At 68.1% G+C, this 25,479-nt stretch carries 18 protein-coding genes and 1 tRNA gene; 13 read left to right on the top strand and 6 right to left on the bottom strand.

The features are described from left to right. Window positions 1-62 precede the first annotated feature (62 nt). Entirely contained in the window at window positions 63-1,799 is a 1,737-nt protein-coding gene (locus HDC34_RS10000) for a sulfite reductase flavoprotein subunit alpha (RefSeq protein ID WP_179556748.1), read from the bottom strand. Beyond that, entirely contained in the window at window positions 1,796-7,402 is a 5,607-nt protein-coding gene (locus tag HDC34_RS10005; protein WP_308807302.1) for a glutamate synthase-related protein, read from the bottom strand. Before HDC34_RS10005 ends, HDC34_RS10000 begins: the two co-directional genes overlap by 4 nt. A 259-nt stretch (window positions 7,403-7,661) precedes the next feature. Between HDC34_RS10005 and HDC34_RS10010 the strand changes: the two genes are divergently transcribed. Together HDC34_RS10010 and HDC34_RS10015 are read left to right on the top strand one after the other, a co-directional pair. Continuing rightward, entirely contained in the window at window positions 7,662-8,468 is an 807-nt protein-coding gene (locus tag HDC34_RS10010) for an SDR family oxidoreductase (protein ID WP_179556749.1), read from the top strand. 30 nt (window positions 8,469-8,498) lie between these two features. Then, on the top strand, window positions 8,499-8,759 hold the full coding sequence (locus HDC34_RS10015; RefSeq protein ID WP_179556750.1) for a hypothetical protein: 261 nt from the start codon (window positions 8,499-8,501) through the stop codon (window positions 8,757-8,759). 77 nt (window positions 8,760-8,836) lie between these two features. On the opposite strand, the gene HDC34_RS10020 is transcribed toward HDC34_RS10015, so the two are convergent. After that, window positions 8,837-8,922 (bottom strand) — tRNA-Leu (locus HDC34_RS10020). 35 nt (window positions 8,923-8,957) lie between these two features. Here HDC34_RS10020 and HDC34_RS10025 point away from each other — a divergent pair. Beyond that, window positions 8,958-9,560 (top strand): ANTAR domain-containing response regulator, encoded by a 603-nt coding sequence (locus HDC34_RS10025; RefSeq protein WP_104241240.1) that lies wholly within the window; start codon window positions 8,958-8,960, stop codon window positions 9,558-9,560. Between the two features lie 68 nt (window positions 9,561-9,628). Here the strand turns inward: HDC34_RS10025 and HDC34_RS10030 are convergent, their stop codons facing one another. Continuing rightward, complete coding sequence (locus HDC34_RS10030; protein ID WP_179556751.1) at window positions 9,629-10,078, bottom strand: PaaI family thioesterase; 450 nt, start codon at window positions 10,076-10,078, stop codon at window positions 9,629-9,631. A gap of 104 nt (window positions 10,079-10,182) precedes the next feature. Between HDC34_RS10030 and polA the strand changes: the two genes are divergently transcribed. The 6 genes from polA to rpsA all read left to right on the top strand — a co-directional run bounded on the left by polA (window position 10,183) and on the right by rpsA (window position 19,923). Further along, window positions 10,183-12,813 (top strand): DNA polymerase I, encoded by a 2,631-nt coding sequence (gene polA / locus HDC34_RS10035; RefSeq protein ID WP_179556752.1) that lies wholly within the window; start codon window positions 10,183-10,185, stop codon window positions 12,811-12,813. 74 nt (window positions 12,814-12,887) lie between these two features. After that, window positions 12,888-14,585, top strand: coding sequence for a DUF885 domain-containing protein (locus HDC34_RS10040; protein ID WP_179556753.1), 1,698 nt, complete (start codon window positions 12,888-12,890; stop codon window positions 14,583-14,585). A gap of 117 nt (window positions 14,586-14,702) precedes the next feature. Further along, window positions 14,703-16,022 carry a GAF domain-containing protein gene (locus tag HDC34_RS10045; RefSeq protein WP_179556754.1) on the top strand — a complete coding sequence of 440 codons (1,320 nt, stop codon included), beginning with the start codon at window positions 14,703-14,705 and terminating at the stop codon, window positions 16,020-16,022. Between the two features lie 99 nt (window positions 16,023-16,121). Then, a complete protein-coding gene (locus tag HDC34_RS10050; protein WP_179556755.1) occupies window positions 16,122-17,645 on the top strand; it encodes an aldehyde dehydrogenase family protein in 1,524 nt (507 codons plus the stop codon). Between the two features lie 137 nt (window positions 17,646-17,782). Next, entirely contained in the window at window positions 17,783-18,244 is a 462-nt protein-coding gene (locus tag HDC34_RS10055) for a DUF779 domain-containing protein (protein ID WP_179556756.1), read from the top strand. Between the two features lie 221 nt (window positions 18,245-18,465). Beyond that, entirely contained in the window at window positions 18,466-19,923 is a 1,458-nt protein-coding gene (rpsA, locus tag HDC34_RS10060) for a 30S ribosomal protein S1 (protein WP_104252919.1), read from the top strand. A 154-nt stretch (window positions 19,924-20,077) separates the two neighbouring features. On the opposite strand, the gene HDC34_RS10065 is transcribed toward rpsA, so the two are convergent. Then, a complete protein-coding gene (locus HDC34_RS10065) occupies window positions 20,078-20,722 on the bottom strand; it encodes a DUF4126 domain-containing protein (protein ID WP_104311923.1) in 645 nt (214 codons plus the stop codon). Window positions 20,723-20,877: 155 nt separating this feature from the next. On the opposite strand from HDC34_RS10065, the gene coaE reads away from it, so the two are divergent. After that, complete coding sequence (coaE, locus tag HDC34_RS10070; protein WP_179556757.1) at window positions 20,878-21,513, top strand: dephospho-CoA kinase; 636 nt, start codon at window positions 20,878-20,880, stop codon at window positions 21,511-21,513. A gap of 91 nt (window positions 21,514-21,604) precedes the next feature. Next, a complete protein-coding gene (locus HDC34_RS17805) occupies window positions 21,605-21,856 on the top strand; it encodes a hypothetical protein (protein WP_257023104.1) in 252 nt (83 codons plus the stop codon). Between the two features lie 12 nt (window positions 21,857-21,868). Here HDC34_RS17805 and HDC34_RS10080 read toward each other — a convergent pair whose 3' ends face one another. Next, window positions 21,869-22,591, bottom strand: coding sequence for a YigZ family protein (locus HDC34_RS10080; RefSeq protein WP_179556758.1), 723 nt, complete (start codon window positions 22,589-22,591; stop codon window positions 21,869-21,871). 145 nt (window positions 22,592-22,736) lie between these two features. Between HDC34_RS10080 and HDC34_RS10085 the strand changes: the two genes are divergently transcribed. Then, window positions 22,737-23,273 carry a Dps family protein gene (locus HDC34_RS10085; RefSeq protein ID WP_179556759.1) on the top strand — a complete coding sequence of 179 codons (537 nt, stop codon included), beginning with the start codon at window positions 22,737-22,739 and terminating at the stop codon, window positions 23,271-23,273. Between the two features lie 91 nt (window positions 23,274-23,364). Beyond that, window positions 23,365-25,443, top strand: a complete 2,079-nt coding sequence (gene uvrB / locus HDC34_RS10090; RefSeq protein ID WP_104311919.1) for an excinuclease ABC subunit UvrB — start codon at window positions 23,365-23,367, stop codon at window positions 25,441-25,443. Window positions 25,444-25,479 lie beyond the last annotated feature (36 nt).

Below are 25,479 nucleotides of genomic sequence, written 5' to 3' on the forward strand. Positions count from 1 at the left end.
TGGAGGTGCGGCCGTGCGGACCCGGGACGTCATCGGCAAGCACGACCGAACCGCCGCATGAGTCAATACACGTCCCTCACGTAGCGCTTCTGACGCTTAAGGGCGCCGACGTACTCGGCAGCCACCTCAGCCGTCACTCCGCGCTCACGCGCGACCACGGCATGCAGCGCATCATCGACGTCCCTCGCCATGCGCGAAGCGTCGCCGCACACGTAGAAGTGGCCACCCTCCTCGAGCCACGCGTACAGCTCTGCACTGTGCTCGAGCATCCGCGACTGCACGTAGATCTTCTCGGCCTGGTCGCGCGAGAACGCGAGGTCGAGGCGGTCGAGGACACCCCGTTCGCTGAGCCCCGTCAGCTCGTCCTCGTAGATGAAGTCGCTCTCCCGATGCTGGTCACCGAACAGCAGCCAGTTGCGCCCGGAGGCGCCCCGCGCCTCGCGCTCGTGCAGGAAGCCACGGAACGGCGCGATGCCCGTGCCAGGGCCGACCATGATCATGGGCGCGTCATCGTCCTCGGGCACGCGGAACGCAGCGTTCGGCTGCAGGAACAGGTGCACCGGGTCGGCCTCACCCACACGGTCGGCGAGGAACGTCGAGCAGACGCCGCCGTACCGGCGGGCCTCGCTTCCGTAGCGGACGGAGGCGACGGTGAGGTGGATGCGGTCCGGGCTGGCCAGGGGGCTCGACGAGATCGAGTACGCACGGTGCTGCATCGGGCGCAGCAGCGCCGCGAACTCGTCCGCACCAAACGCCACGCCCTGTGCGGCCTTGAGGACGTCGAGCGTGTCCTTCCCCCACAGCCAGCTGTCGAGCTGCGCCTTGTCGCCGCGCTGCACGAGCTCCGCGACGGCGCCGCTTGGCTCGCGCGCCGAGAGCTCCGCGAGCAGGTCCTTCGACGGCGCCGTGATGTCGAGCTCACGTTCGAACGCCGTGCGCAGGCTCGACCCGTTCTCGAGCGCCTCGTCTCCCGAGAATCCGAGGTGTCCGAGCAGCTCGTCGACGAGTGCCGGCGCGTTGACCGGGACGACCGCGAGGGCGTCGCCCGCCGCATACGTGATGCCGCTGTCGCCGAGCTCGAACTCGTAGTGGCGGATCTCCTTCGAGCTCCGCGGCCCGGAGAGCACGCGGTTCACGGCGAGCCGCGACGGGTACGGGGTCTTCTTGTTCCAGGGAGAGCGCACGCGGGCAGGGGTGGCCGCGGCGGCGGGCGCCGGGGCTGCCGTGTTCGGCTGCAGCGCAGCGAAGTGCTCGACGACCTCGGCGATCCACGCGGCGGCGGAGTCCTCGTAGTCGACGTCGCAGTCGACACGCTGCACCACCCGAGTGGCGCCGAGCTGCTCGAGGCGCGTGTCGATGAGCTTGCCCGCCTGGCAGTAGTCGTCGTAGCTGCTGTCGCCGAGCGCCAGGACCGCGAACTTCGCAGACTCGAGGCGCGGCGCACCGTCGGCGGAGAGCTCCTCCCAGAACAGCTCCGCGTTGTCCGGCATCTCGCCCTCGCCGTACGTGGACGTGACGACGACGATGTTGCGTTCCCCACCGAGCGCCTCGGGCGAGACCGAATCCAGCGGGGCGAGCGTCGCGGCGAGACCCGCGCCGCGGGCGGCGGCCGCAAGGTCCTCGGCCACGAACTCGCAGTTGCCGGTCTGCGTGCCGATCAGGATCTCGAGGGTGAGCGTCGCCGCCTGCACCTCCTTGTCGGCCGTCGGGATCGCAGCCAGGCCCGCCATGAACCCGGAGAGCCAGGCCTGCTGCTCCCTGGTGAACGGGGCGTCGACCGGGATGAACGGCGCGCTCATGCGAGACCTCCGGCGGTTGCCGCGAGACCCGCCATGGCAGCCGAAGGCTGCTGCCGCTTCTCCGTGACGACGAGGTCGCGGGCGATGTCGACCAGCGCCGCGGTCGCCAGGATCTCGTCGGTGCCCACCGACTCGAGCAGGCGGCGGTTCTTCACGTTCTGATGCATGATCCATCCCGTCGTTCCCGGCGCGTCGATGCTGCGAACGTTCCGCAGACGGAGCGCGTCCTTGTAGTCCTCGAGGCGCTTGGCGGCGATGAGCGCTGCAAGCGCGGCGTCCTCGAAGCGCTCGAGTTCCCCACGCAGGTACTTGTTGACGCGCTGCATGACGAAGAAGTCCTCGGTGAGGATCAGCTTCCGCACCGCATCCACCACGCGAGGGTCGTCGGGTCCGCTTGCGTCCGGAACGCGCGTGAGCGCGATGCCTTGCGAGATGTTCAGCACGGCGTAGGAGGCGAGCAGCGCGAACCGGTCGTCGCGGTCAGCTTCGGACCCACTCGGCGTGCGCCCGCCGATGACCGGGTGAGCGCCTCGGTAGGCCTCCTTGAAGAGGCGGATGCGCTGGGTCGCGATCGACGTCGAGAGCTCGTCGAGGAGCTCCTTGCGCCCCTTGGCCGCGAGGATCTCGTCTGCGTCCTGGTAGAGGAGCAGCGCGCGCGGCATGCCGCAGAAGAACTTGCTGCGCTCCGCCTCCCAGTCGCTGAGGATCCGCTCGGCGAGCGGAGACCCGGTCGCGTCGACGTGCCAGTGCAGCAGGAGCTTGACGGCTGCCTCGTGGAAGTCCCCGTGGCTCGTGTCGGTGATGGGGAACACCAGCAGCGAATCGGCACTCACGTTGTCGCGCGTCGACCCGTCCGCGTCGTACTGGTAGACGAAGCCGCCGCTCATCCCGTTGCCGAGGCCCTTGCCGGCGCTCCCGAGGTTGAGCACTGCTCCGTTGGTCATGTACTCGCACCCGAAGTCGCCGATGCCCTCGACGACCGCCGTGGCCCCCGAGTTGCGCACCGCGAAGCGGTCACCCGCCTCGCCTTGCACGAACGTGCGTCCGCCGGTCGCGCCGAAGAGGGCGAAGTTGCCGATGAGCACGTTCTCGCCGGGCTGCGAGCCCCCTCCACCGGGGGAGAGGATGACGATGGTGCCGCCGCCCTGGCTCTTGCCGACGCCGTCATTCGCGGTTCCGGTGTGCACGAGGCGCATGCCGTCGTTGCCGAACGCGCCGTACGACTGGCCCGCCGACCCCTGGGTCGTGACGGTCACGCTGCCGTCGACGAGGGAGCGCCTGCCGCGCTCGTCCTCGACGACCGAGGGAAGACCTGCAACGGTCTCGGCGTCGAGCTCGTAGTTGAGCATCCGCTCGATGTCGATGGACAGCTGCCCACCGACGGACTTGAAGCGGTTGCCCATCTCGACGCCGTCGATGAGAACTGCGGGCTCAGCGCGCTCGATGAGCGCGGCCCGGATCTGCTCGACGAGCGAGTCGTCGATGCTGAAGTCCTTCTCGAGGGAGATGGGGTCGGCGACGATCTTCTCCGGCACCTTCGCGAGCATGTCGCGCACATCCAGGTCGCCGACGCTCGCGGGGTGCGCGAGGAGCTGCAGCAGGTCGCCGCGACCACGCGCCTCGCCGAGCGAACGAAGGCCGAGGGAGGCGAGGATCTCGCGCACCTCGTGGGAGATGTTGAGCAGGTACTGCGCGAGCGCGCGCGGGTCGCCGTCGAACACCTCCGGGTTCGTCGTCAGCCCGGCCGGGCACTTGATGTTGCAGTTCTTGGCCATGACGCAGCCGAGCATCATGAGCGCCGTCGTGCCGAACTCGAAGCTGTCCCCGCCGAGGAGCGCCGAGGTCACGACGTCGCTCGCCATCTGGTGGGCGCCCGAGCAGCGCAGCACGACCTTCTGCCGGAGTCCGTTCGCGAGGAGCGCCTGGTGCACCTCGGCGACGCCGATCTCGGCCGAGCGGCCCGCGTACTTGAGGCTCGTGACGGCCGCAGCCCCCGTGCCGCCCGTGTTGCCCGCCACGTTGATGACGTCGGCACCCGCCTTCGCGACGCCCACGGCGATCGTGCCGATGCCCTCCGACGAGACGAGCTTGACGACGACGCGAACTCTCGCCGCCTTGCAGTCGTGGATGAGCTGGGCGAGGTCCTCGATCGAGTACGTGTCGTGGTGCGGGGGCGGGGAGACGAGCTCGACGCCAGGGGTGCCGCCGCGGGCCGCGGCGATGTCGACCGTGACCTTGGGGGCAGGCAGCTGCCCGCCCTCGCCGGGCTTCGCGCCCTGGCCGATCTTGATCTCCAGCTCTTGCAGCATCGGGTCGGCGAGGTAGCCGGCCCAGATGCCGAAGCGTCCGGAGGCGAACTGCTTGATGCGCGAGCCGCGGATCGTGTTGTAGCGGGTGATGTGCTCGCCACCCTCACCGCAGTTCGACATGCCGCCGACCATGTTCGTGCCGTGCGCGACCGACTCGTGCGCCGTGGCGACGAGCGCCCCGTGGCTCATGGCGCCGGAGGCGAGCGTGCGGGCGATCTCGTGCGCCGGCTGCACTTCGTCGAGCGAGATGCTGTCCGGAGCCGTCCTCAGCAGGCTCAGAACGCTGGAGATGCCGGGGACCACGCGGACCTCGAGTCCTGCATCCGTCGCCGTGGTCTCGACGATGGCCTCGCCATCGAGTGCGGTGAGGACCTGCGCGAGCGCGTCGTAGCGCGCGGCTTCGTCGTCGAGGGGACCCGTCAGGGTGAGCAGGTAGCGCTCGTTCTCGACGCGCTCGATCTCGAGGCCGCGCACGCGGACGTCGCTGTTCCCGTCGAGTGAGAACCGACTGAGCTCGCGCGCGAACTCGGAGGGGGTCGACGCGAGGCGCACGTCGGCGGGCAGCGAGAGGACATCGCGCAGCGCGGATGGTCGGCGCGTGCGCTCCTGGATCGTGTTGGTGACGAAGTCGCGGTAGCCGGGGGTGATCTCGAACGCGTCGATCTGCTCGGGGGTGAGCGCCCCGTATCCGTTGTACGTGTAGGCCGTGTCGTCGAGCCCGAAGGCGTCGCCGAGCTGGCCGAGCGTGAGGAGGCGCAGCGAGTCGTGGCCCGGGTGCGGCTCGGCGGCCGCCTCGCCCGGTTCCGTCGCCTCAGCAGCCCCCGGCGACTCGAGGACGCGCGGCTCCTCTGTCATGTCGATGAACCCGCGAACGGCCGTGGTCCCGAAGGAATGGCCTGCACCTTCCTGGCGCTCCTTGAAGAGTCCGAGGAGCGGGATCTGCTTCTCGTCGGCGACGGCGACGGCCCGCTCGTGCCACTCGGCGACCGCGAGGGCGATGCGCTCGAAGCGCACCCCGCCGACGGGCGCCGCGAGGTGCGGGAAGTAGCCGGCGAGCACGGGGTCCTTCGTGTCGAGGTAGTTGGGTTCGAAGAACTCGCCACCGATGTAGCTCTCGACCGTGCAGAGGCCGACGCGACCCATCGTCTTCATGAGCGACTTCTCCGCAGCCTTCGCGAAGCGCGCGACCGCGAGGTCCGTCTCGGTGATCGTGTCGACGGATGCGGCGCCGCTCGGGTAGCGCTCCTCCGCGCGCAGCCGCACGCAGAGCGGGTAGACGGCGGCCGCGCCGAAGCCCAGCGCCGACGCGATGTGGTGCGAGGACGGCAGCTGGCCGCTCTCGGCGATGATCGAGACCCGGAGCCTGAGCCCTTCGCGGATCAGCCGCTGGTTCACGGCCGCGATCACCAGGATGAGCGGGATGGCTGCCGCCTCCCTGGACACGTTGCGATCAGTGAGGACCGCGATGCCGCCCTGCGTGCGCGCGAACTCGGCCACGGCGTCGCAGACCCGCTCGACCGCGTCGCGCAGTGATGCCGCGTTGGCCGCGGCGTCACCCTGCACGGGGGCGTAGAGGATCTCGAAGCGCTCGAGCGGCGCGAGGCGCTGCTCCCGCAGGGCGACCATGTTGAGGTGGCTGAGGATCGGGGACGGCACGACGATCTGCCTCGTGCGGTTGCCGCCGTCCGGCTTCGCGCCGAGCGCCACGCGGAGCGTCATCCCGTCGGCTTCGCGGATGCTGTCGAGCGGCGGGTTGGTGACCTGCGCGAACCGCTGCGAGAAGTACTTCGCGAGGCCGCCCTCCTGGTCGGAGAGCGCGTTGATCGCATTGCCGTAGCCCATCGCGGAGATGCGCTCGGTGCCGTTCGCGAGCATCGGGTCCATCATGAACTTGAAGCTCTCCTGGTTGAGCGAGTACGCAACGTACCTGCCGGCGGGGGAGAGGTCGCCGTCGTAGCCGAGCGTGGAGCTGCCTCGGGTGATCTCGGGCAGCTCGATGTCCTCGATGTTGACTCTGGCCGCTTCGAGCTCCGCGCTGTAGTCGCGGCGCCTGGCGAGCTGCTCGAGCGCCTCTCTCGTGCGGTAGCTGCGTCCCTGACGGTGATCGAAGTACAGCATCCCGCCAGCCTCGATGCGGCCGCGGCGGATGATCGTGCCCGGCGCGAACTGGATCTGTCCCGCCTCGGAGCTCACGACGAGGTAGTCGTCCGTCTCGACGGTACGCAGCGGCCGCAGGCCGAGGCGGTCGAGCCGGGTGCCGATGATGTCGCCGTTGCTGAAGACAAGGGCGGCCGGACCGTCGTTCTTCTCCTCGTACAGGGAGAAGAACTCGAGCATGTCGCGCACCTCGGGGGTCAGCGTGCGGTCGTTCTCCCACGCCGGCGGCATGGTCGAGACGACGGCCTCGACGAGCTCGAGCCCGTCGTCGAAGACACGGCTCTGGAGGGTCTGGTCGAACCGGCTGCTGTCCGACTGGCCGGGCGGATGCACGATGACGCGACCGCGGGCGGTCGCGAGGGCGTTCTCAGAGAGGCGGTTCTTGCGGTCGGTGTTGAGCTCGCCGTTGTGCGCGAGCATGCGGAACGGCTGCGCCATGCTCGGGTGCGGTTCCGTGTTGGTCGAGAAACGCGTGTGGAAGAACAGCGTGCGCACCGACTGGCGCTCGTCGAGCAGGTCGGTGAAGTAGGGGATGACCTCGTTCGAGTTGAGGCGCCCTTTGAGGGTCTGCGTGCGCGCGCTCAGCGAGAGGGGGTAGAGGCCCTGGAGCGCGGGGTCCGCGTACGCGACGCCCTCGATGTCGAGGAGTGCGGCGTTCGCCGCCGCATCCATCTCGGCTCGGCTCCATCCTTCCGCGGCCTCGAACACCCACTGCACGATGGGGAGCTGGTAGTGCGCCGCGGCCGGGCGCGCGACGGAGGGGTCGACGGGAACGTCGCGCACGAGCACGGGCTCGATGCCGTTGGCCCGCAGCGTGCCGGAGATGAGCTCGTGAGCGGCCTCGAGCTGTGCCTCGTCGCTCGGCATGAAGAAGTTGCCGACCCCGAAGAGGCCGGCCGTGAGCTGTCGGCCGACAAGCGCACTGAAGAACTCCACCGACAGGTCGACGTTGACGCCGGCGCCGTCCCCGACACCCTCAGCTGACATCCCTCCGCGGTGCGGGATCGCGCAGAGCGCCTCGTTGCCGAGCCGGATGACGTCGTGGTGCTGGACGCCGTCCTTCCGCGTGATGAAGCCGACGCCACAGTCGCTCTTCTCGAGCTCGGGACGGTACAGACCGGTGATTTTTTGCGACACGAAGATGCCTCCAGGGGACAGCAGCGAGGGGAAAGGCGACGCGAACACTGCAACGTTGGAGGTTTCGTCTGCGGGAGTCGGCACTTGGTGCGGTGCGAGCTTCCCAGCGGCAAAGCGGTATACGTACGGTAAGGGGTGCCTAAGGCTGATGCAAGGCCACGCGCCGTGCGCGCGCACGATCGCTGACCTACCACCTGGTGGGGTGAGGAGTACGATCCGGAGCGCGCACCCGCGTCAGCACCAACAGGGAAGAGGCACCATGAGCACCATCTTCATCACGGGGACTTCGACCGGACTCGGCCGTGCGGCCGTCGAGCTCTTCTCCGCCAGGGGCTGGCGAGTGATCGCCACCATGCGGGCGCCGGAGAAGGAGACGGAGCTCGGTGACCTCCCGGGGGTGACGCTCAAGCGGCTCGACGTGACGGACCCAGACGCCATCGTCCGCGTCGTGGCCGAGACGCTTGCCGAGGAGCCCGTCGACGTCCTCTTCAACAACGCGGGCTACGGACTCGCGGGCCCGTTCGAGGCCGCAACGGACGAGCAGATCGTCCAGAACATCACCACCAACCTCCTCGGCGTCATGCGCGTCACGAAGGAGTTCATCCCGCACTTCCGTGAGCGCGGCGCAGGCGTGATCCTCACGACGACGTCCATCGGCGGCAAGGTCACGATGCCCTTCAACTCCGTCTACCACGCCGCGAAGTTCGGCGCCGAGGGGTGGAGCGAGGGCCTCGCCTACGAGCTGGCTCCGTTCGGCATCCGGGTCAAGACCCTTGCACCTGGCGGCATCCGCACCGACTTCGGCGGCCGCAGCCTCGACCAGACCGCTCACCCCGACTACCTGGAAGCGCTCATCCGCGCGACGTCGCGGTTCCGGGACCCGTCCCGCGACTCGACGCGCTCGTCCGCCGAGCAGGTCGCCCAGGCCGCATTCGACGCGGTGACGGACGGGTCCGAGCAGATCACGTACGTCGTCGGCCAGGACGCGCAGGAGTACATGGGCATGCGCGAGCAGCTCGGGCAGTCAGGCTTCGTCTCGGCATCCACGAGGCTCTTCTTCGGCTGAGATGGTCGCGGTGGCTGAGATGATGGACGCATGAGCGAAGTCAAGACATACATGCGCACCGCCTCTGCCGAGGCGGATGCTGGCGAAGAGGCCCTCACGGAGGTCACCGACAAGCTGGTGCAGCGCCTCGTCGAGGCAGGGGCCGCCGACGGCGTCACGATTCCCCAGAGCGAAGTCGAGGTCGAGGTGCTGGTCGACGACACGCTGAACCTCTGGGACGCGACCGCGACCTGGTCGGGAACCGGTGCGACCTCGTCGGAACCTGAGGAGACGCCCATGACGGGCGAGTAGCGCCGAGCACGAACACCGAGAACGAGACAAGCCCCGGTTCGGCCAGTGATTCACTGGCAGGACCGGGGCTTCCCGTCTGGTGCCGGCTGTGGGATTCGAACCCACACGCCCTCTCGGACAGAGCATTTTGAGTGCACCGCGTCTGCCATTCCGCCAAGCCGGCGCAACACCACGGACACAGTATCGTAAGCTCACTACGTGACTGAACAGGAAACCTCTCAAGCCCCGCGACGTGTTGTCGTCGCTGAAGACGAGTCGCTCATCCGTCTCGACATCGTGGAGATCCTCCGCGACAACGGCTTCGACGTGGTCGGAGAGGCCGGCGACGGGGAGACCGCGGTCGCCCTCGCGAAGGAACTCCGCCCCGACCTCGTCATCATGGACGTCAAGATGCCGCAGCTCGACGGCATCTCCGCGGCCGAGCAGCTGTCGAAGGACAGCATCGCGCCCGTTGTGCTCCTCACCGCGTTCAGCCAGAAGGAACTGGTGGAGCGCGCGACTGAGGCTGGCGCCCTCGCGTACGTCGTGAAGCCGTTCACGCAGAACGACCTGCTCCCCGCGATCGAGATCGCGCTCGCTCGCCACGCGCAGCTCATCGCGCTCGAGGCCGAGATCTCCGACCTCAACGAGCGGTTCGAGACCCGCAAGCAGGTCGACCGCGCGAAGGGCCTCCTCACGCAGAAGATGGGTCTCAGCGAGCCAGAGGCGTTCCGCTGGATCCAGAAGGCGTCGATGGACCGCCGTCTCACGATGCAGGAGGTCGCGCAGGCGGTCATCCAGCAGCTCTCGGCCAAGAAGTAGCCGAGCCTCGATCAGCAGAAGCCCTCACCGCGTTGTCGCGGTGAGGGCTTCTTCGGCTCTGCGTGGAACTACTTCGCGGTTCGGATGAGGTTGGTGATGCGGATCGTGGAGCAGCGCTTGCCCGCCTCATCGGTGACCACGATCTCGTGCACCGTCATGGAGCCGCCGAGGTGGATCGCCGTGCACACGCCCGTGACCCAGCCGCTGACCGCGGATCCGGTGTGGGTGGCGTTGATGTCGATGCCGACCGCGAAGCGCCCGGGGCCGGCGTGCACGTTGGCGGCCATGGAACCGAGGGATTCGCCGAGCACGCAGTAGGCGCCGCCGTGCAGCAGGCCGATGGGCTGGGTGTTCCCGTCGACCGGCATGACGGCGACCGAGCGCTCTGGACTCAGCTCGACGCAGAGGATGCCCATCCGCTCGGCCAGCGCGCCGAAGCCGCGACCGAAGGTCACGTCGTGCTGGTCGGGGATGGCAAGGCCGTTGACCGTCGTCGGGGGCGTTTCCAGGTGAGTCATCACGCTTCCTCCTCGAAGAACGCCCCACAACACGCGCGCATCGGCGCAGTGTCTGGGGCGGCAAGTAGGCTGACCGTGTGTCAGCGCAAAATCAGCCTACCCTCATGGTCATCGACGGCCACTCGCTTGCCTTCAGGGCGTTCTTCGCCCTGCCGGTCGACAGCTTCGTGAACTCGGAGGGGCAGCACACGAACGCCATCCACGGCTTCGTCTCTATGCTCCTCAATCTGCTGCAGAACGAGAACCCGAGCCACATCGCCGTGGCCTTCGACATCTCGCGCAGCTCCTTCCGCACCCGCGAGTACCCCGAATACAAGGCGGGCCGCGACGCGACTCCCGTCGAGTTCAAGGGGCAGATCCCGCTGCTTCGCGACGCCCTCCACGCGATGGGCATCAAGACCGTCGTGAAGGAGGACTTCGAGGCCGACGACATCCTCGCGACCCTCGCACGGCAGGGGCGCGAGCAGGGCTTCAAGGTGCTCGTCGTCTCGGGCGACCGCGACTCGATCCAGCTCGTCACCGACGATGTCACGCTGCTCTACCCGTCGACGCAGGGCGTGACGAAGCTGACCCGCTACGACCCCGCGAAGGTCGAGGAGCGCTACAGCGTGCGCCCGGAGCAGTACCCGGACGTGGCGGCCCTCGTGGGGGAGAAGAGCGACAACCTCCCCGGCGTGCCCAAGGTCGGCGAGAAGACCGCCGCCAAGTGGCTCGCGCAGTACGGCTCCCTCCAGGGCATCCTCGACCATGCCGACGAGATTGGCGGCAAGGTCGGCGAGTCCTTCCGCGAGCACCGCGAGAACGCGGTCCGCAACCGCAAGCTCAACCGCCTCGTCGATGACGTCGAGCTGCCGGTCGCACCCGATCAGCTCTCGCGCGGCTCGATCGACGCGGATGCCGTGCGCGAGATCTTCACGAAGCTGCAGTTCCGCACCCTGCAGGACCGAGTCCTGAAGCTCGCCGACGAAGCGGGTGACGACATCGCGCCCGCCGAAGCCGTCGCTGCGCCCGTTCGACCGGAGCTGCTCGACGAAGAACTCGAGCAGTGGCTCGAGAAAGCCGTCGCCGCGACCCCGGAGGGCCTCGGCCTCGCGGTCTCGCACAACGCCGAGGGGGGCATCGTCGCCATCGGCGTGTCGACGGCCGCCGAGGCGACCGAGCTCAGGTGGATCCCGGAACGCGTCGACTATGCGCCCCTCGAGGCGTGGCTCGCGAGCGATGCTCCGAAGCTCATGTTCGACGCGAAGCCCCAGCTCAAGGCGCTCACCGTCGCGGGCCTCGACGTCGGGGGCCCTGTCAAGGACGGCCAGCTCGCCGCCTGGCTGTACCGCCCCCAGAATGCCCCCAAGCGCCTCGCCGAACTCGTGCAGATGCGGCTCGACGAGCAGCTCCCCGAGGGTGACCCGAACCAGCTGCAGCTCGGCGACGAGTCGTCGCTGGTCGCGAGCGACGCCTGGTACACGCAGCGCGCCACGACGGCCGCGCTCGGCATGCTCGAGCCAGGCACGCTCGACGTCTTCACGTCCATCGAGACGCCCCTGCTCGCCACGCTCTCGAGCATGGAGCTGCAGGGCGTCGCCATCGACCGCGACTTCCTGCAGGGCCTCGCCGACGACCTGACCGAGCGCATCCGCACCTACGAGCAGGATGCGTTCGACGCCATCGGCGGCACCGAGATCAACCTCGGCTCCCCGAAGCAGCTGCAGGTCGTGCTCTTCGAGACGCTCGAGATGCCGAAGACCCGCAAGACGAAAACGGGCTTCTCGACGGACGCGGAGTCGCTCGCCGACCTCGAGCGCAACAGCCCGCATCCCTTCCTCGGCGCCCTCCGAAAGCACCGCGACTCGGTAAAGCTGCGACAGATCATGGAGTCGCTGCTCAAGGCCATCGACGAGAGCTCGCGCATCCACACGAGCTACCACCAGATCGGCTCGGCCACGGGCCGCCTGTCGTCGAACGACCCGAACCTGCAGAACATCCCCATCCGCTCCGATGAGGGTCGCCGCATCCGCCGCGCGTTTGTGCACGGACCCGAGTTCGAGTCGCTCCTCACCGCCGACTACTCGCAGATCGAGATGCGCATCATGGCGCACCTCTCGGGCGACGCCGCGCTCATCGAGGCCTTCAACGCGGGGGAGGACCTCCACCGCTTCGTCGGCTCCCGCGTGTTCGGGGTGGACCCGGCCGATGTGACGCCGGCCATGCGCTCGAAGGTCAAGGCGATGTCCTACGGCCTCGCCTACGGCCTCTCAGCGTTCGGCCTGTCGAAGCAGCTGCAGATCGAGGTCGCCGAGGCGAAGAAGCTCATGATCGACTACTTCGAGCGCTTCGGGAAGGTCCGCGACTACTTGCGCAACGTCGTCCTGCAGGCAAAGGAGGACGGGTACACGGAGACCATCTTCGGCCGCAGGCGCCCGTTCCCGGACCTGCACTCGACGAACAGGATCGCGCGCGAGAACGCCGAGCGACAGGCACTCAACTCGCCGATCCAGGGATCGGCGGCCGACATCATCAAGCGCGCCATGAACTCCATCGAGGACCGCATCCGTGCGGAGAACTTCTCGTCCCGCATGCTGCTGCAGGTGCACGACGAGCTCGTGTTCGAGGTCGCCGCCGGCGAGGGCGAGGCGATGGAAGCGCTCGTCCGCGAGGAGATGGCCGCAGCTGCGGACCTCACCGTGCCACTCGAGGTGCAGATCGGGCGCGGCCCGAACTGGGACGAGGCCGCGCACTAGCCCGCGCAGCTGCTCGCCCCGACCCGGTCCGGCCGTGGAGCGGGGACCCAGAGGGGCGAGCATAGGCTTGCGGGATGACGACTTCCGCTCTTCCCACCCAGAACACCAGTCAGCCACGACCGCAGACGGACATCGACCGGCTCGCGGAGGCCTGGGTCGCTACCGAGATCGACCTCTCGCCCGAGCTGCGCGTGGAGCTCGGCGCCGAGGGCGACAAGGCCGAGTACGGCGACTACTCGTCGGCCGCGGCTCCCCGGAAGCGCGCCGCGATCGTCGAGGTGCTCGCGAAGCTGGACACGCTCACCGAGACCGACGAGGTCGACCGTGTGACGGCGCTCGAGCTGCGACGCAGCCTCGGGCTCGAGGTCGAGATGATCGACGCCAAGCTGCACCTGCGTGAACTGTCGAACATCGCATCTCCGGCGCAGGACATCCGCATGGTGTTCGACCTCATGCCTCGCGAGACGCCGAGCGACTTCGAGGACATCGCGCGGCGCCTCGAGAACCTGCCTGCGGCGGTCGAGGGATACACGGAGCGCCTCGGCGCGGGCATCATGGCCGGTGTAGTTCCCGCGAAGCGGCAGGTCCGCGAAGTCGCCGTGCAGACCGGCGAGTACGCGGCCCCGGGGAACTTCTTCGAGCAGCTCGCGGAGTCGTCGCCCGCGACCGGCGAGCTCTCGCAGGAACTCCGCAAGAAGCTGCAGCGAGGCGCTGAGCTCGCGTCTGCCGCGTACGGCGCGTTCACGACGTTCCTCGACGACGAGCTGCTGCCCGCGGCGAGCGAGACCGACGCCGTCGGGCGCGAGCACTACGCGCTCGCCTCCCGCGGCTTCCTCGGTGCCGCCGTCGACCTGGACGAGACCTACGAGTGGGGTCTCGCCGAGCTCGCGCGGATGAAGGCCGAGCAGGAGGCGATCGCGAACGAGATCCTCCCAGGCGCATCCGTCGCGGAGGCCATCGCTCACCTCGAGCTCGATCCGAGCCGAAAACTGCATGGAAAGCCGGCTCTCAAGGCCTGGATGCAGGAGACCAGCGACCGAGCCGTCGCCGAGCTCGCAGAAAGCCACTTCGACATCCCGGAGCCGATGCGCCGACTCGAGTGCATGATCGCGCCAACGGAAGAGGGCGGCATCTACTACACGGGCCCGTCCGAGGACTTCTCCCGTCCCGGCCGCATGTGGTGGTCGGTCACACCGGGCGTCACGGAGTTCGACACCTGGCGCGAGCTGACGACCGTGTACCACGAAGGCGTCCCGGGCCACCACCTGCAGATCGCGCGCGCGACCCTGAACCGAGACCAGCTCAACACCTGGCGACGCAACAACTGGACCTCGGGCCACGGCGAGGGGTGGGCGCTCTACGCGGAACGCCTCATGGAGCAGCTCGGCTACCTCGATGAGCCCGCCGACCGGCTCGGCATGCTCGACGGGCAGCGGATGCGTGCAGCACGCGTCGTCCTCGACATCGGTGTCCACCTCGGCAAGACGGTCCCCGAGGGAGACAAGGTCTGGGACTACGAGTACGCGCTCGACTTCATGCGCCAGCACGTGAACATGCCGGACGGTTTCGTGAAGTTCGAGGTGAACCGCTACTTCGGCTGGCCGGGCCAAGCACCCTCCTACAAGATCGGTCAGCGCATCTGGGAGGAGCTTCGCGCGGAAGCCGAACAGCGAGGCGGGGATGACTTCGACCTCAAGGCCTGGCACTCGCGTGCGCTCGACCTCGGCGGCCTCGGCCTCGACACCCTCCGCGAGGTGCTCAGCACGGACTGATCGGGCGGCTCGAGCGTCTGGCCCTCGCGGCTGGGCATCACCCAGGCGGCTTCGCCTAGGCTCGCGGCAGCGAATGCATCGACGCATTCGCTGCCGCGAATCCGAGGAGGCTGCGAGGTGCACCCGCAGAGTGGCGAGAGCGTCGGTCCCGATCAGGCAGCCGCCGCATCCGCACATTCCCTGATCGACGCCGACGGCGGGCGAAGCGGAGGCGTCGACCTCCGCTCGGCGGTCGCGGGCCTTCGCAGCGTCGTCCGCGAATCCTGGCTCCGTTCGCTGCACCTGCTCGGGAGTCCTTCGAATGCCAGGGCTCGTGACCTGGACGCGTTCGAACCGCTCGCGGCCGCACGCGAACGCAGCCCCCTCCAGCACGTCCTTCCCGTCCTCGACCGCCTGCTCGTCGAGCCGGCCAGGGACACCGGCCTCATCGTCGCCATCACCAATGAGCAGGGGCGTCTCCTGTGGGTGCGCGGGGACAGCGACACGCTTCGCCGCGCGGAGCACATGGACTTCGTGGCAGGCGCCGACTGGTCCGAGGGTGCCGTCGGCACGAGCGCCCCGGGCACGGCTCTGGCCTCAGGTCGAGGCGTGCAGATCGCGGGCGCCGAGCACTTCGCCCCCGCGGTGCAGCTGCTCAGCTGCACCGCGGTCCCCATCCGCGATCCCCTGTCCGGCCTCGCGGTGGGAGCCATCGACCTGACGGGTGACGAACGGGCGGTCGGCCCCCATTCCCTCGCCCTCATGCGGGCAGCTGTCGCCGCCGCCGAAGCCGAGATGCGAGTCGCCGCCTTGCTGGCAGGCGCCGCGGCTCGCTCCGGCGGCCCTTCCCTCTCGAGTGCGCCGGCCAGCGGGGCAGCTACGGCCAAGGTCAGCGCACTCGGCGTCCATCGTGCTCGACTCGCGGCACCGGGCCTTCCGCCGCTCGAGCTCAGCGGCAGACACGGAGAGATCCTGACGCTCCTCGCCGCACGCCCGTCCGGGCTCAGCGCGGGGGAGCTTGCACTCCGGCTCTACGGTGAGACGGCCAAGGAGGTCACGCTCCGGGCGGAGCTCGCGAGGCTCAGGCCGCTCCTCGCCGAACGCGACCTCGACCTCGTGCCGCGCCCCTACCGTGTCGCGAAGGGCCTCACGAGCGATGCCGCCGAGGTGCTGCGTCTCCTCGCAGCGGGCGACGTCCGGGCGGCGGTGAGGATGTATCCGGGCGAGCTCCTGCCCGCCTCCGATGCGCCTGGCATCCGCGAACTGCGGGCCGAGATCTCGGCGACGCTCCGGGACCAGGTCCTCAGCACGGCGGACACGCCGACGCTGCTCGCCTACCTCGAGCTCCCAGAGGTCGCCCAGGACTCCGACGCCTTCCGCATCGCCCTCGGCGTGCTCCCGCCTCGCTCGCCCGCCCGTTCCAGGTACGTCGCTCGGATCGAATCGCTCGAGTCCTGAAGCGCCCCTCGCGCGACAGCGCCATAGCGCTGCAACCCGATTGCAACGTTGTCGCTCCTAGTCTTCCGAGGAAGAGTTTCCCCGGACAAAGGAGTCCCCATGACTGTGTACGCCAAGCCAGGAACCGACGGGTCCCTCGTCTCGTTCAAGCCGCGCTACGAGCACTACATCGGCGGCCAATGGGTGCCGCCGGTGAAGGGCGAGTACTTCGAGAACATCACCCCGGTGACCGGCCAGCCCTTCACCGAGGTCGCCCGCGGAACGGCCGAGGACATCGAGGCGGCCCTGGACGCAGCGCACGCCGCAGCGCCCGCCTGGGGCAAGACCAGCCCGGCCGAGCGTGCCGTCATCCTGAACAAGATCGCAGACCGCATCGAGGGGAACCTCGAGTACATCGCCGTCACCGAGACGTGGGACAACGGCAAGCCCATCCGGGAGTGCCTCGCCGCCGACATCCCGCTCGCGATCGACCACTTCCGATACTTCGCCGGAGCCATCAGAGCGCAGGAAGGAACGCTCAGCCAGCTCGACGACAACACGACCTCGTACCACTTCCACGAGCCGCTCGGCGTCGTCGGCCAGATCATCCCGTGGAACTTCCCGATCCTCATGGCCGTGTGGAAGCTCGCGCCAGCACTCGCAGCAGGCAACGCGATCGTCCTGAAGCCGGCAGAGCAGACGCCCACGTCGATCCTCGTGCTCTTCGAGCTCATCGGCGACCTGCTCCCGCCTGGCGTCGTGAACATCGTGAACGGCTTCGGCGCCGAGGCCGGGAAACCGCTGGCGTCGAACTCGCGCATCCGCAAGATCGCGTTCACGGGCGAGACGACAACCGGGCGCCTCATCATGCAGTACGCCTCGCAGAACATCATCCCCGTGACGCTCGAGCTCGGCGGCAAGAGCCCGAACATCTTCTTCGAGGACATCGCGCTGCGCGATGACGCGTACTACGACAAGGCGCAGGAGGGCTTCACGCTCTTCGCCCTCAACCAGGGTGAGGTCTGCACCTGCCCGTCCCGCGCCCTCATCCAGGACTCGATCTACGACCGCTTCCTCGAGGACGTGACCGAGCGCACCCGCAAGATCGTGCAGGGCAACCCGCTCGACACCGACACGCAGGTCGGCGCCCAGGCCTCGAACGACCAGCTCGAGAAGATCCTCAGCTACCTGGAGATCGGACGCCAGGAAGGCGCGAAGGTCCGCATCGGCGGCGCGCGCGCGGAACTGGACGGCGACCTCGCGGGCGGCTACTACGTGCAGCCCACGATCTTCGAAGGCCAGAACAGCATGCGCATCTTCCAGGAGGAGATCTTCGGCCCGGTTGTCGCGGTCACGAAGTTCTCCGACTACGACGACGCGATCTCGATCGCCAACGACACCCTCTACGGTCTCGGCGCCGGTGTCTGGTCGCGCATGGGCAACACCGCGTACCGAGCCGGCCGGGACATCCAGGCCGGCCGTGTCTGGGTCAACCAGTACCACGCGTACCCTGCCCACTCTGCGTTCGGCGGCTACAAGTCCTCCGGCATCGGCCGCGAGAACCACCTCATGATGCTCGACCACTACCAGCAGACGAAGAACCTCCTCGTCAGCTACAGCGAGGACAAGCTGGGCTTCTTCTGATTCACGCCCGCGCCCGGCGTCCGAGCACTCATGGAGTCCTCGGACGCCGGGCGTACGCTCGCCGCACACGCGACACCGAGCCGCGCGTGCGACCCAAAGCAAGGCCGGACACCAAGACACAACGAACGGGTGAAGACATGCACAGCGAAGTGCGAGGCGATGTCGACGAGCTGCCCAGTGGTGGAGCGCTCGCATCGACCCCGACCATCGAGGGCGAGACCTTCTCCCGGGTCTCCTTCACGCCGGAGGCAGTCGTGATGATCTCGGCGCTCGGGAGGCGCCACGGCCCGCTCATGTTCCATCAGTCCGGGGGCTGCTGCGACGGCTCCTCGCCCATGTGCTACCCGGCTGGCGACTTCCTCACCGGAGACGCCGACGTCCTCCTCGGCACCACCGACATCGCCGACGCGGGTCGAGTGGAGTTCTGGATGTCGCGCGAGCAGTTCGCGTACTGGCGCCACACTCGTCTCACCGTCGACATCGTCACCGGGCGGGGATCCGGCTTCTCGCTGGAGGCCCCGGAAGGCAAGCGCTTCCTGATCCGCTCGCAGCTCATGAACCCGGACGGCACCGACGCAGATTCGCTCGCCGTCTCCTGATCCGTGCAGAGCCGAACGGGGCTCGCGGGACCGACTCGCCGCAAACGCCGGGGAACTCGCCGCGCGCGACACTTGCTCTCACTTGACTTCGCCGACTAGACTGACAGAGCACTTTTCTGTGTGCACGTATCCGCATTCCCGGATGAGCACCATTGTCCTCGACATCATGCCGAGAGCAGCACATCCGGGCCGACTTATAGCCCACCTGGAGCATTACCTACATGACCACCACCACGACCGAAAAGGCAACCAAGCAGGTCGCCATCAACGACATCGGATCTGCTGAGGACTTTCTTGCCGCGGTCGAAGAGACGCTGAAGTTCTTCAACGACGGGGACCTCATCGAGGGCACCGTCGTTCGCATCGACCGCGACGAGGTCCTCCTCGACGTCGGTTACAAGACCGAGGGCGTCATCCCCTCGCGCGAGCTTTCGATCAAGCACGACGTCGACCCCACCGAGGTCGTTCAGGTCGGCGACACCGTTGAGGCCCTCGTTCTCCAGAAGGAGGACAAGGAAGGCCGTCTGATCCTGTCCAAGAAGCGCGCACAGTACGAGCGCGCCTGGGGCGACGTGGAGAAGATCAAGGAAGAAGACGGCGTCGTCACCGGCACCGTCATCGAGGTCGTCAAGGGCGGTCTCATCGTCGACATCGGCCTCCGCGGCTTCCTCCCGGCCTCGCTCATCGAGCTCCGCCGTGTGCGCGACCTCACGCCGTACCTCGGTCAGGAACTCGAGGCCAAGGTGCTCGAGCTCGACAAGAACCGCAACAACGTCGTGCTCTCGCGCCGCGCGCTCCTCGAGCAGACCCAGTCCGAGACCCGCTCGAACTTCCTCAACAACCTCCAGAAGGGCCAGGTCCGCAAGGGTGTGGTCTCCTCGATCGTCAACTTCGGTGCGTTCGTCGACCTGGGTGGCGTTGACGGCCTCGTGCACGTCTCCGAGCTCAGCTGGAAGCACATCGAGCACGCCTCCGAGGTCGTCGAGGTTGGCCAGGAGGTCACCGTCGAGATCCTCGAGGTCGACCTCGACCGCGAGCGTGTCTCGCTCTCGCTGAAGGCAACGCAGGAAGACCCGTGGCAGGTGCTCGCACGCACGCACGCCATCGGTCAGATCGCACCGGGCAAGGTCACGAAGCTCGTTCCGTTCGGTGCGTTCGTGCGCGTCGCAGACGGCATCGAGGGCCTCGTGCACATCTCGGAGCTCTCCAGCGGCCACGTCGAGCTCGCCGAGCAGGTTGTGTCGGTCGGCCAGGAGCTGTTCGTCAAGATCATCGACATCGACCTCGACCGTCGCCGCATCTCGCTCTCGCTCAAGCAGGCGAACGATGGCGTCGACCCCGAGGGCACCGAGTTCGACGCAGCGCTCTACGGCATGGTCTCCGAGTACGACGCCGAGGGGAACTACACGTACCCCGAGGGCTTCGACCCCGAGACCAACGAGTGGAAGGAAGGCTTCGACGCACAGCGCGAGGCTTGGGAGCAGGAGTACGCTCTCGCTCAGACTCGCTGGGAAGCGCACAAGAAGCAGGTCGCATCCGCAGCCGAGATCGAGCAGAACGTCAGCGCCGTCGCGCCGTCGAGCTCCTCGAACTCGTTCGCGAGCGAAGCAGCTGGCGCAGGAACGCTTGCCGACGACGAGTCGCTTGCAGCCCTCCGCGAGAAGCTCGCAGGGAACTAGTTCCCCGCGGCACCACTGCATCCGAAGGCCGGTCCCAGTTCTGGGGCCGGTCTTCGGCCGTTGTGGGGAGAGAGTCGCGGATACCGGCGCGAATGCAACGCCCGGCCGCTGAGAAGCGGCCGGGCGTTGCTCGTCCCAGCGGGGCTCGTTCTGGTCAGGCGGTGAAGCCCGGGGCCGGCGGGACCGGGGGAGCGGCAGGCCCCGACCTGGCGGCGCGCGCGTCGCGCACGCGCTTGAAGCTGCGGAACAGCAGCCAGGCGAGCACACCGAGCATTGCGAGCATGACCAGCACGAACAGCGGCACGAGAATCGCGGAGAAGAGCAGCCCGACGCTGATGGCGTCCTCGCCGACGCTCAGGATCGGAGCGGCCGCACCAGCTGTCACGACGTTCGCCGCGGCTCGGGTGCTGCTCTTGGTGAGGTGGGTCAGCAGGGCGATGCCGATCCCGATGACCACTGGCACCCACGCGTTGCTCGTGAAGAAGCTGGCCGGGTCCTGGATGGCTGCGGTCGAGCTGGCGGTGCCAGCCCCGAAGACGATGCCGCCGGAGGTCGGGCGGATGACCGTCTGGATCCAGTCGTTGACGTGGTCCAGCGCGGGGACCTTGTCGGCGACGAGCTCGAGCACGAGCAGCACGCCGACGATGATGAGCACCCAGTCGTTGCTGAGCCAGGCCCAGCCTGCTGGAAGCGCGATGAGGTCGGTGAAGCGGGCGAGAAGCCCGATCCCGAGCAGTGGGATGAACGCATTGAGGCCGCTCGCCGTCGCGAGTCCCAGGCCGGTCAGAATTTCAAGCATGTGTCTCGTGCCTCCTGCGTCCCAGTCTGGCACGCGATCAGCCCGGGGGCGGGTCGTCCCGGGATGCCGGAGGGTGCTCTCGGCCGGAGCGCAGTAGCGTTGGCCACACGACGATGCCCGTCGGAGGGCATGCGCAGACGAGAGGACAGCACATCATGGTCACCATCGCGCTGACCGGGGGAATCGGATCCGGCAAGACGACCATCGCCAACCGACTTGCCGAGCTCGGCGGCGTGATCCTCGACGCCGACGTCTTCGCGCGCGAGGCCGTCGCCGTCGGCTCTCCAGCGCTTCGACAGATCGTCGCGCGCTTCGGACAGCAGGTGCTCCTGGCGGACGGCACACTGGACCGTCCCGCACTCGGCGCGCTGGTCTTCGGCGACGACGAGGCACGCGGGGCACTCAACGACATCGTGCACCCGGAGGTGCGTCGCCTCACGGGGGAGAGGCTCGATGAGGTGCTCGCCGACGACCCGGCGGCCCTTGTCGTGCATGTCATCCCGCTGCTCGTCGAATCGACGAGCAACTACGACTACGAGGAGATCTGGGTTGCGGATGCGCCGGCCAACGTCCGCGAGGAGCGTCTCGTCGAGGGTCGCGGCATGACACCGGAAGACGCGCAGGCTCGAATCGCATCGCAGGCGAGCGATGACGAGCGGCGTCGGATCGCCGACGTGCTCATCGACACGAGCGCCCCCCTCGACGAGACACTCGATCAGGTCGACGCCGAGTGGCGCCGGCTCACGGCCGCGAGCCTTCGAGCACCGGAGACGCAGACGTACGGAGTCTGACCGACGGACGCGCGCCTGGTCCCGCGCCGGAGCCTGACAGTGGGCTGACGATGGGGCGTCCTGGGCGCTCGGGAGTTCTAGCGTGAGTCCTGTGGGGGCGCTGAGTCATCTGCAGTTCGATTGGCAGAGCCCTGTCTGGCGCCACTTCCTCGTGGAGCTCGGCCGCATCGCAACGGTGATCCGGTACGACGAGCGCGGACACGGGCTGTCAGACCGCGGTGTGACCGACCACAGAGCGCGAGTGGCTGCACTGGACGCAGACCTGGCGGCACTCGCCGACCGTTCCCTGCAGGACGGCCAGATGAACTGGAAGTACCTCATGGTGACGGCCTCCCGGAGGTGACGCGTGCACGCCCTAGGCGAGATCGACCCACTCAGCGCCGAGGGGGACGAGCGAGCCACGGCCGGCGGTGACCGCCGCCACCTCGGCAGCCAGCCGCCCGCGCGCGTCAGGCGAGTCGGGGATGGCCAGGCTCAACATGGCTGTGGCTCCGGCGTAGTCGGTTCCGGCCACGAGCACGCCGCGGACGCGCAGCTCGTTCTCCCACTGACCTGCGGTGGCGTGCGGCGCTTCGAGACCGAAGATCGCCCTCGCCTCGCGCGTCGCGAGTCGTGCGAGCTGCAGGGTCGCCGAGACGGACTCCGAGTAGGCGCGCACGAGCCCGCCTGCGCCGAGCAGAACGCCGCCGAAGTACCGCGTGACCACAGCGACGACGTCGCTGAGGTCGGCCGAGGACGGGATGCCCCGCTCGCGCTCGTGCAGCACGAGCGCCTCGAGCATGGGCGTCCCAGCCGTCCCGCCAGGTTCGCCATCATCGTTCGAGCGCTGGACATCTCGCCCGGCACCCAGCACGAACGCACTGCAGTGATGGCGCGCGAGTCGGTGTGCGGCCCGCCGATCGGCGATGACCGCCCTTGCCTCCGCTTCGCTCTCCACTCGCTGGAGGCGGCAGATGAACCGGGAGCGGCGGATCTCGATCTCGTTGTCGAGCGGACCCAGATCGGCGAGTACCCCGTAGCTCGGCGCCGAGTCGGCACGCCCGCTCGACGGGCTGCCCCCTGACTGTGCGGCGCGCATCCCGGCAGTCTACGGCGGTCGCCGCGCATCCTCGGCAGTCCTCCGACCAAACGTTCAGACCTGGCTGACAAGGTTGGTCTTCCCCCGCACTGAACGGGACTCATCGACCGGGATCCGCGACGCGCGCTCCCAAGAGAGGACTGAGATGACCACAACAGCCTCAAGCCAGCACACCGAGAACGGCGAGTACACCGTCCCCGGGCTCTCGCTCGACAAGGGCCACGAGATCGGCGAGCTCCTGCAGCTTCGCCTCCACGCCCTCAACGACCTGCACCTCACGCTGAAGCACGCCCACTGGAACGTCATCGGGCGCGACTTCATCAGCGTCCACGAGATGCTCGACCCCCAGATCGAACTCGTCCGCGGTTACGCCGACGAGGTCGCGGAGCGCATGGCGACCCTCGGCGTGCCGCCGAACGGATTGCCGGGCGCGCTCGTCCAGGCCCGCACCTGGGATGACTACGAGGTGTTCCGCGCAGGCACCCGCCAGCACCTCGAGGCGCTGGACCACGTCTACGTGGGCGTCATCACCGACCACCGAGAAGCCATCAAGCGCCTCGACGACCTCGACCTCGTGACCCAGGACCTGGTCATCGGCCAGGTGTCCGAGCTGGAGAAGTTCCAGTGGTTCATCCGCGCACACCTCGAGAACACGCAGGGCGTGCTCTCGAGCGAGGACTAGTCCGCGCCGACTGCACATCGGGGCCTCCGTGATCGCGCAGAGCGCATCACGGAGGCCCCGAAATGTCGCAGCCGCCACGTACACTTGTTCTATGCAAGCAACACGCAGCGTCCGTCCCTTCGAAGTCGTCAGCGAGTACACGCCGAGTGGCGACCAGCCGAAGGCCATCGACGAGCTTGCGAGTCGCATCAACGCCGGCGAACCGGATGTCGTCCTGCTCGGGGCCACCGGAACCGGAAAGTCCGCCACGACCGCGTGGCTCATCGAGAAGCTGCAGCGCCCGGCCCTCGTGCTGGCGCACAACAAGACCCTGGCGGCGCAGCTCGCGACGGAGTTCCGCGAGCTCATGCCGAACAACGCCGTCGAGTACTTCGTCTCCTACTACGACTACTACCAGCCGGAGGCGTACGTCCCGCAGACCGACACCTTCATCGAGAAGGACAGCTCGGTGAACGAGGAGGTCGAGCGGCTTCGGCACTCCACGACGAACTCGCTGCTGAGTCGCCGCGACGTCATCGTCGTCTCCACGGTCTCCTGCATCTACGGCCTCGGGAAGCCGGAGGAGTACTTCAACTCGATGCTCGCGCTCCACGTCGGAGACCGCATCCCGCGCCAGGAGCTGCTCCGGCGCTTCGTCACCATGCAGTACCAGCGCAACGACGTGGCCTTCCAGCGCGGCACCTTCCGAGTTCGGGGCGACACGATCGAGATCATCCCCGTCTACGAGGAGCTCGCGATCCGAATCGAGATGTTCGGCGACGAGATCGAGGCGCTGACGGCCCTCAACCCGCTGACCGGTGACGTCGTCCGCTCCATGGACTCCGTGAGCGTCTTCCCTGGCTCGCACTACGTGGCAGGCGCGGATGCGATGCAGCGGGCCATGGGCCAGATCCGCGACGAACTCGACGATCGCCTCGGCGTCTTCGAGCGCGAGCAGAAGCTGCTCGAAGCCCAGCGGCTCCGCATGCGAACCTCCTTCGATCTGGAGATGATGGAGCAGATCGGCTTCTGCTCCGGCATCGAGAACTACTCGAGGCACATGGATGGTCGTGCGCCCGGCGAGGCCCCGCACTGCCTCATCGACTACTTCCCGGACGACTTCATCACCGTCATCGACGAGTCGCACGTGACCGTGCCGCAGATCGGTGCGATGTACGAAGGTGACGCCTCGCGGAAGCGCACGCTCGTCGACCATGGATTCCGCCTGCCGAGCGCCCTCGACAACCGACCGCTTCGGTGGGACGAGTTCAGCGACCGCGTCGGTCAGACCGTGTACCTGTCGGCGACGCCCGGCAAGTACGAGCTCGCGCAAGCTGACGGGTTCGTCGAGCAGATCATCCGCCCGACGGGGCTCGTCGACCCGCAGATCATCGTGAAGCCGTCAAAGGGCCAGATCGACGACCTGCTCGAGGAGATTCGAGTCCGCGCAGATCGCGACGAGCGAGTCCTCGTCACGACCCTCACCAAGAAGATGGCAGAGGAGCTCACTGACTTCCTCGGCGAGAACGGCGTCCGGGTCCGCTACCTGCACGCCGACGTCGACACGCTGCGCCGGGTGGAGCTCCTCTCGGAGCTTCGTGCCGGACTCTACGATGTGCTCGTCGGCATCAACCTCCTCCGCGAGGGCCTCGACCTGCCGGAGGTGTCGCTCGTCGCGATCCTGGACGCCGACAAGGAGGGGTTCCTGCGCTCCAGCACGTCCCTCATTCAGACCATCGGACGCGCCGCCCGAAACGTGACGGGCGAGGTGCACATGTACGCCGACCGCATCACCGACAGCATGGCGCAAGCCATCGAGGAGACCGACCGGCGCCGCGACCGCCAGCTCGCCTACAACAAAGAGCACGGCATCGACCCGACCCCGCTGCGCAAGAAGATCGCAGACATCACGGAGTCGCTCATGCGTGAGGGGCAGGACACCGAGAACCTCCTCGCATCTCGCGGCAAGGGCGACAACAAGCGGCAGACGACACCTAAGCTCAAGCGAGAGGGTCTCGCCGCATCCGGCGCACGCGAGCTCGAGAACATGATCTCTGACCTCAACGCGCAGATGCTCGACGCGGCCAGCGAGCTCAAGTTCGAGCTCGCCGCCCGCCTTCGCGATGAGCTCTCGGCTCTGAAGCAAGACCTCCGGACCATGGAACGAGCCGGGCACGTCACCAAGGGGTGACCGCGGCCGCGCGCCTCTGACGGGCGCACAGCATCC

Origin of the sequence: Pseudoclavibacter sp. JAI123, from assembly GCF_013409665.1 — a bacterium.
Classification (GTDB): Bacteria; Actinomycetota; Actinomycetes; order Actinomycetales; family Microbacteriaceae; genus Pseudoclavibacter.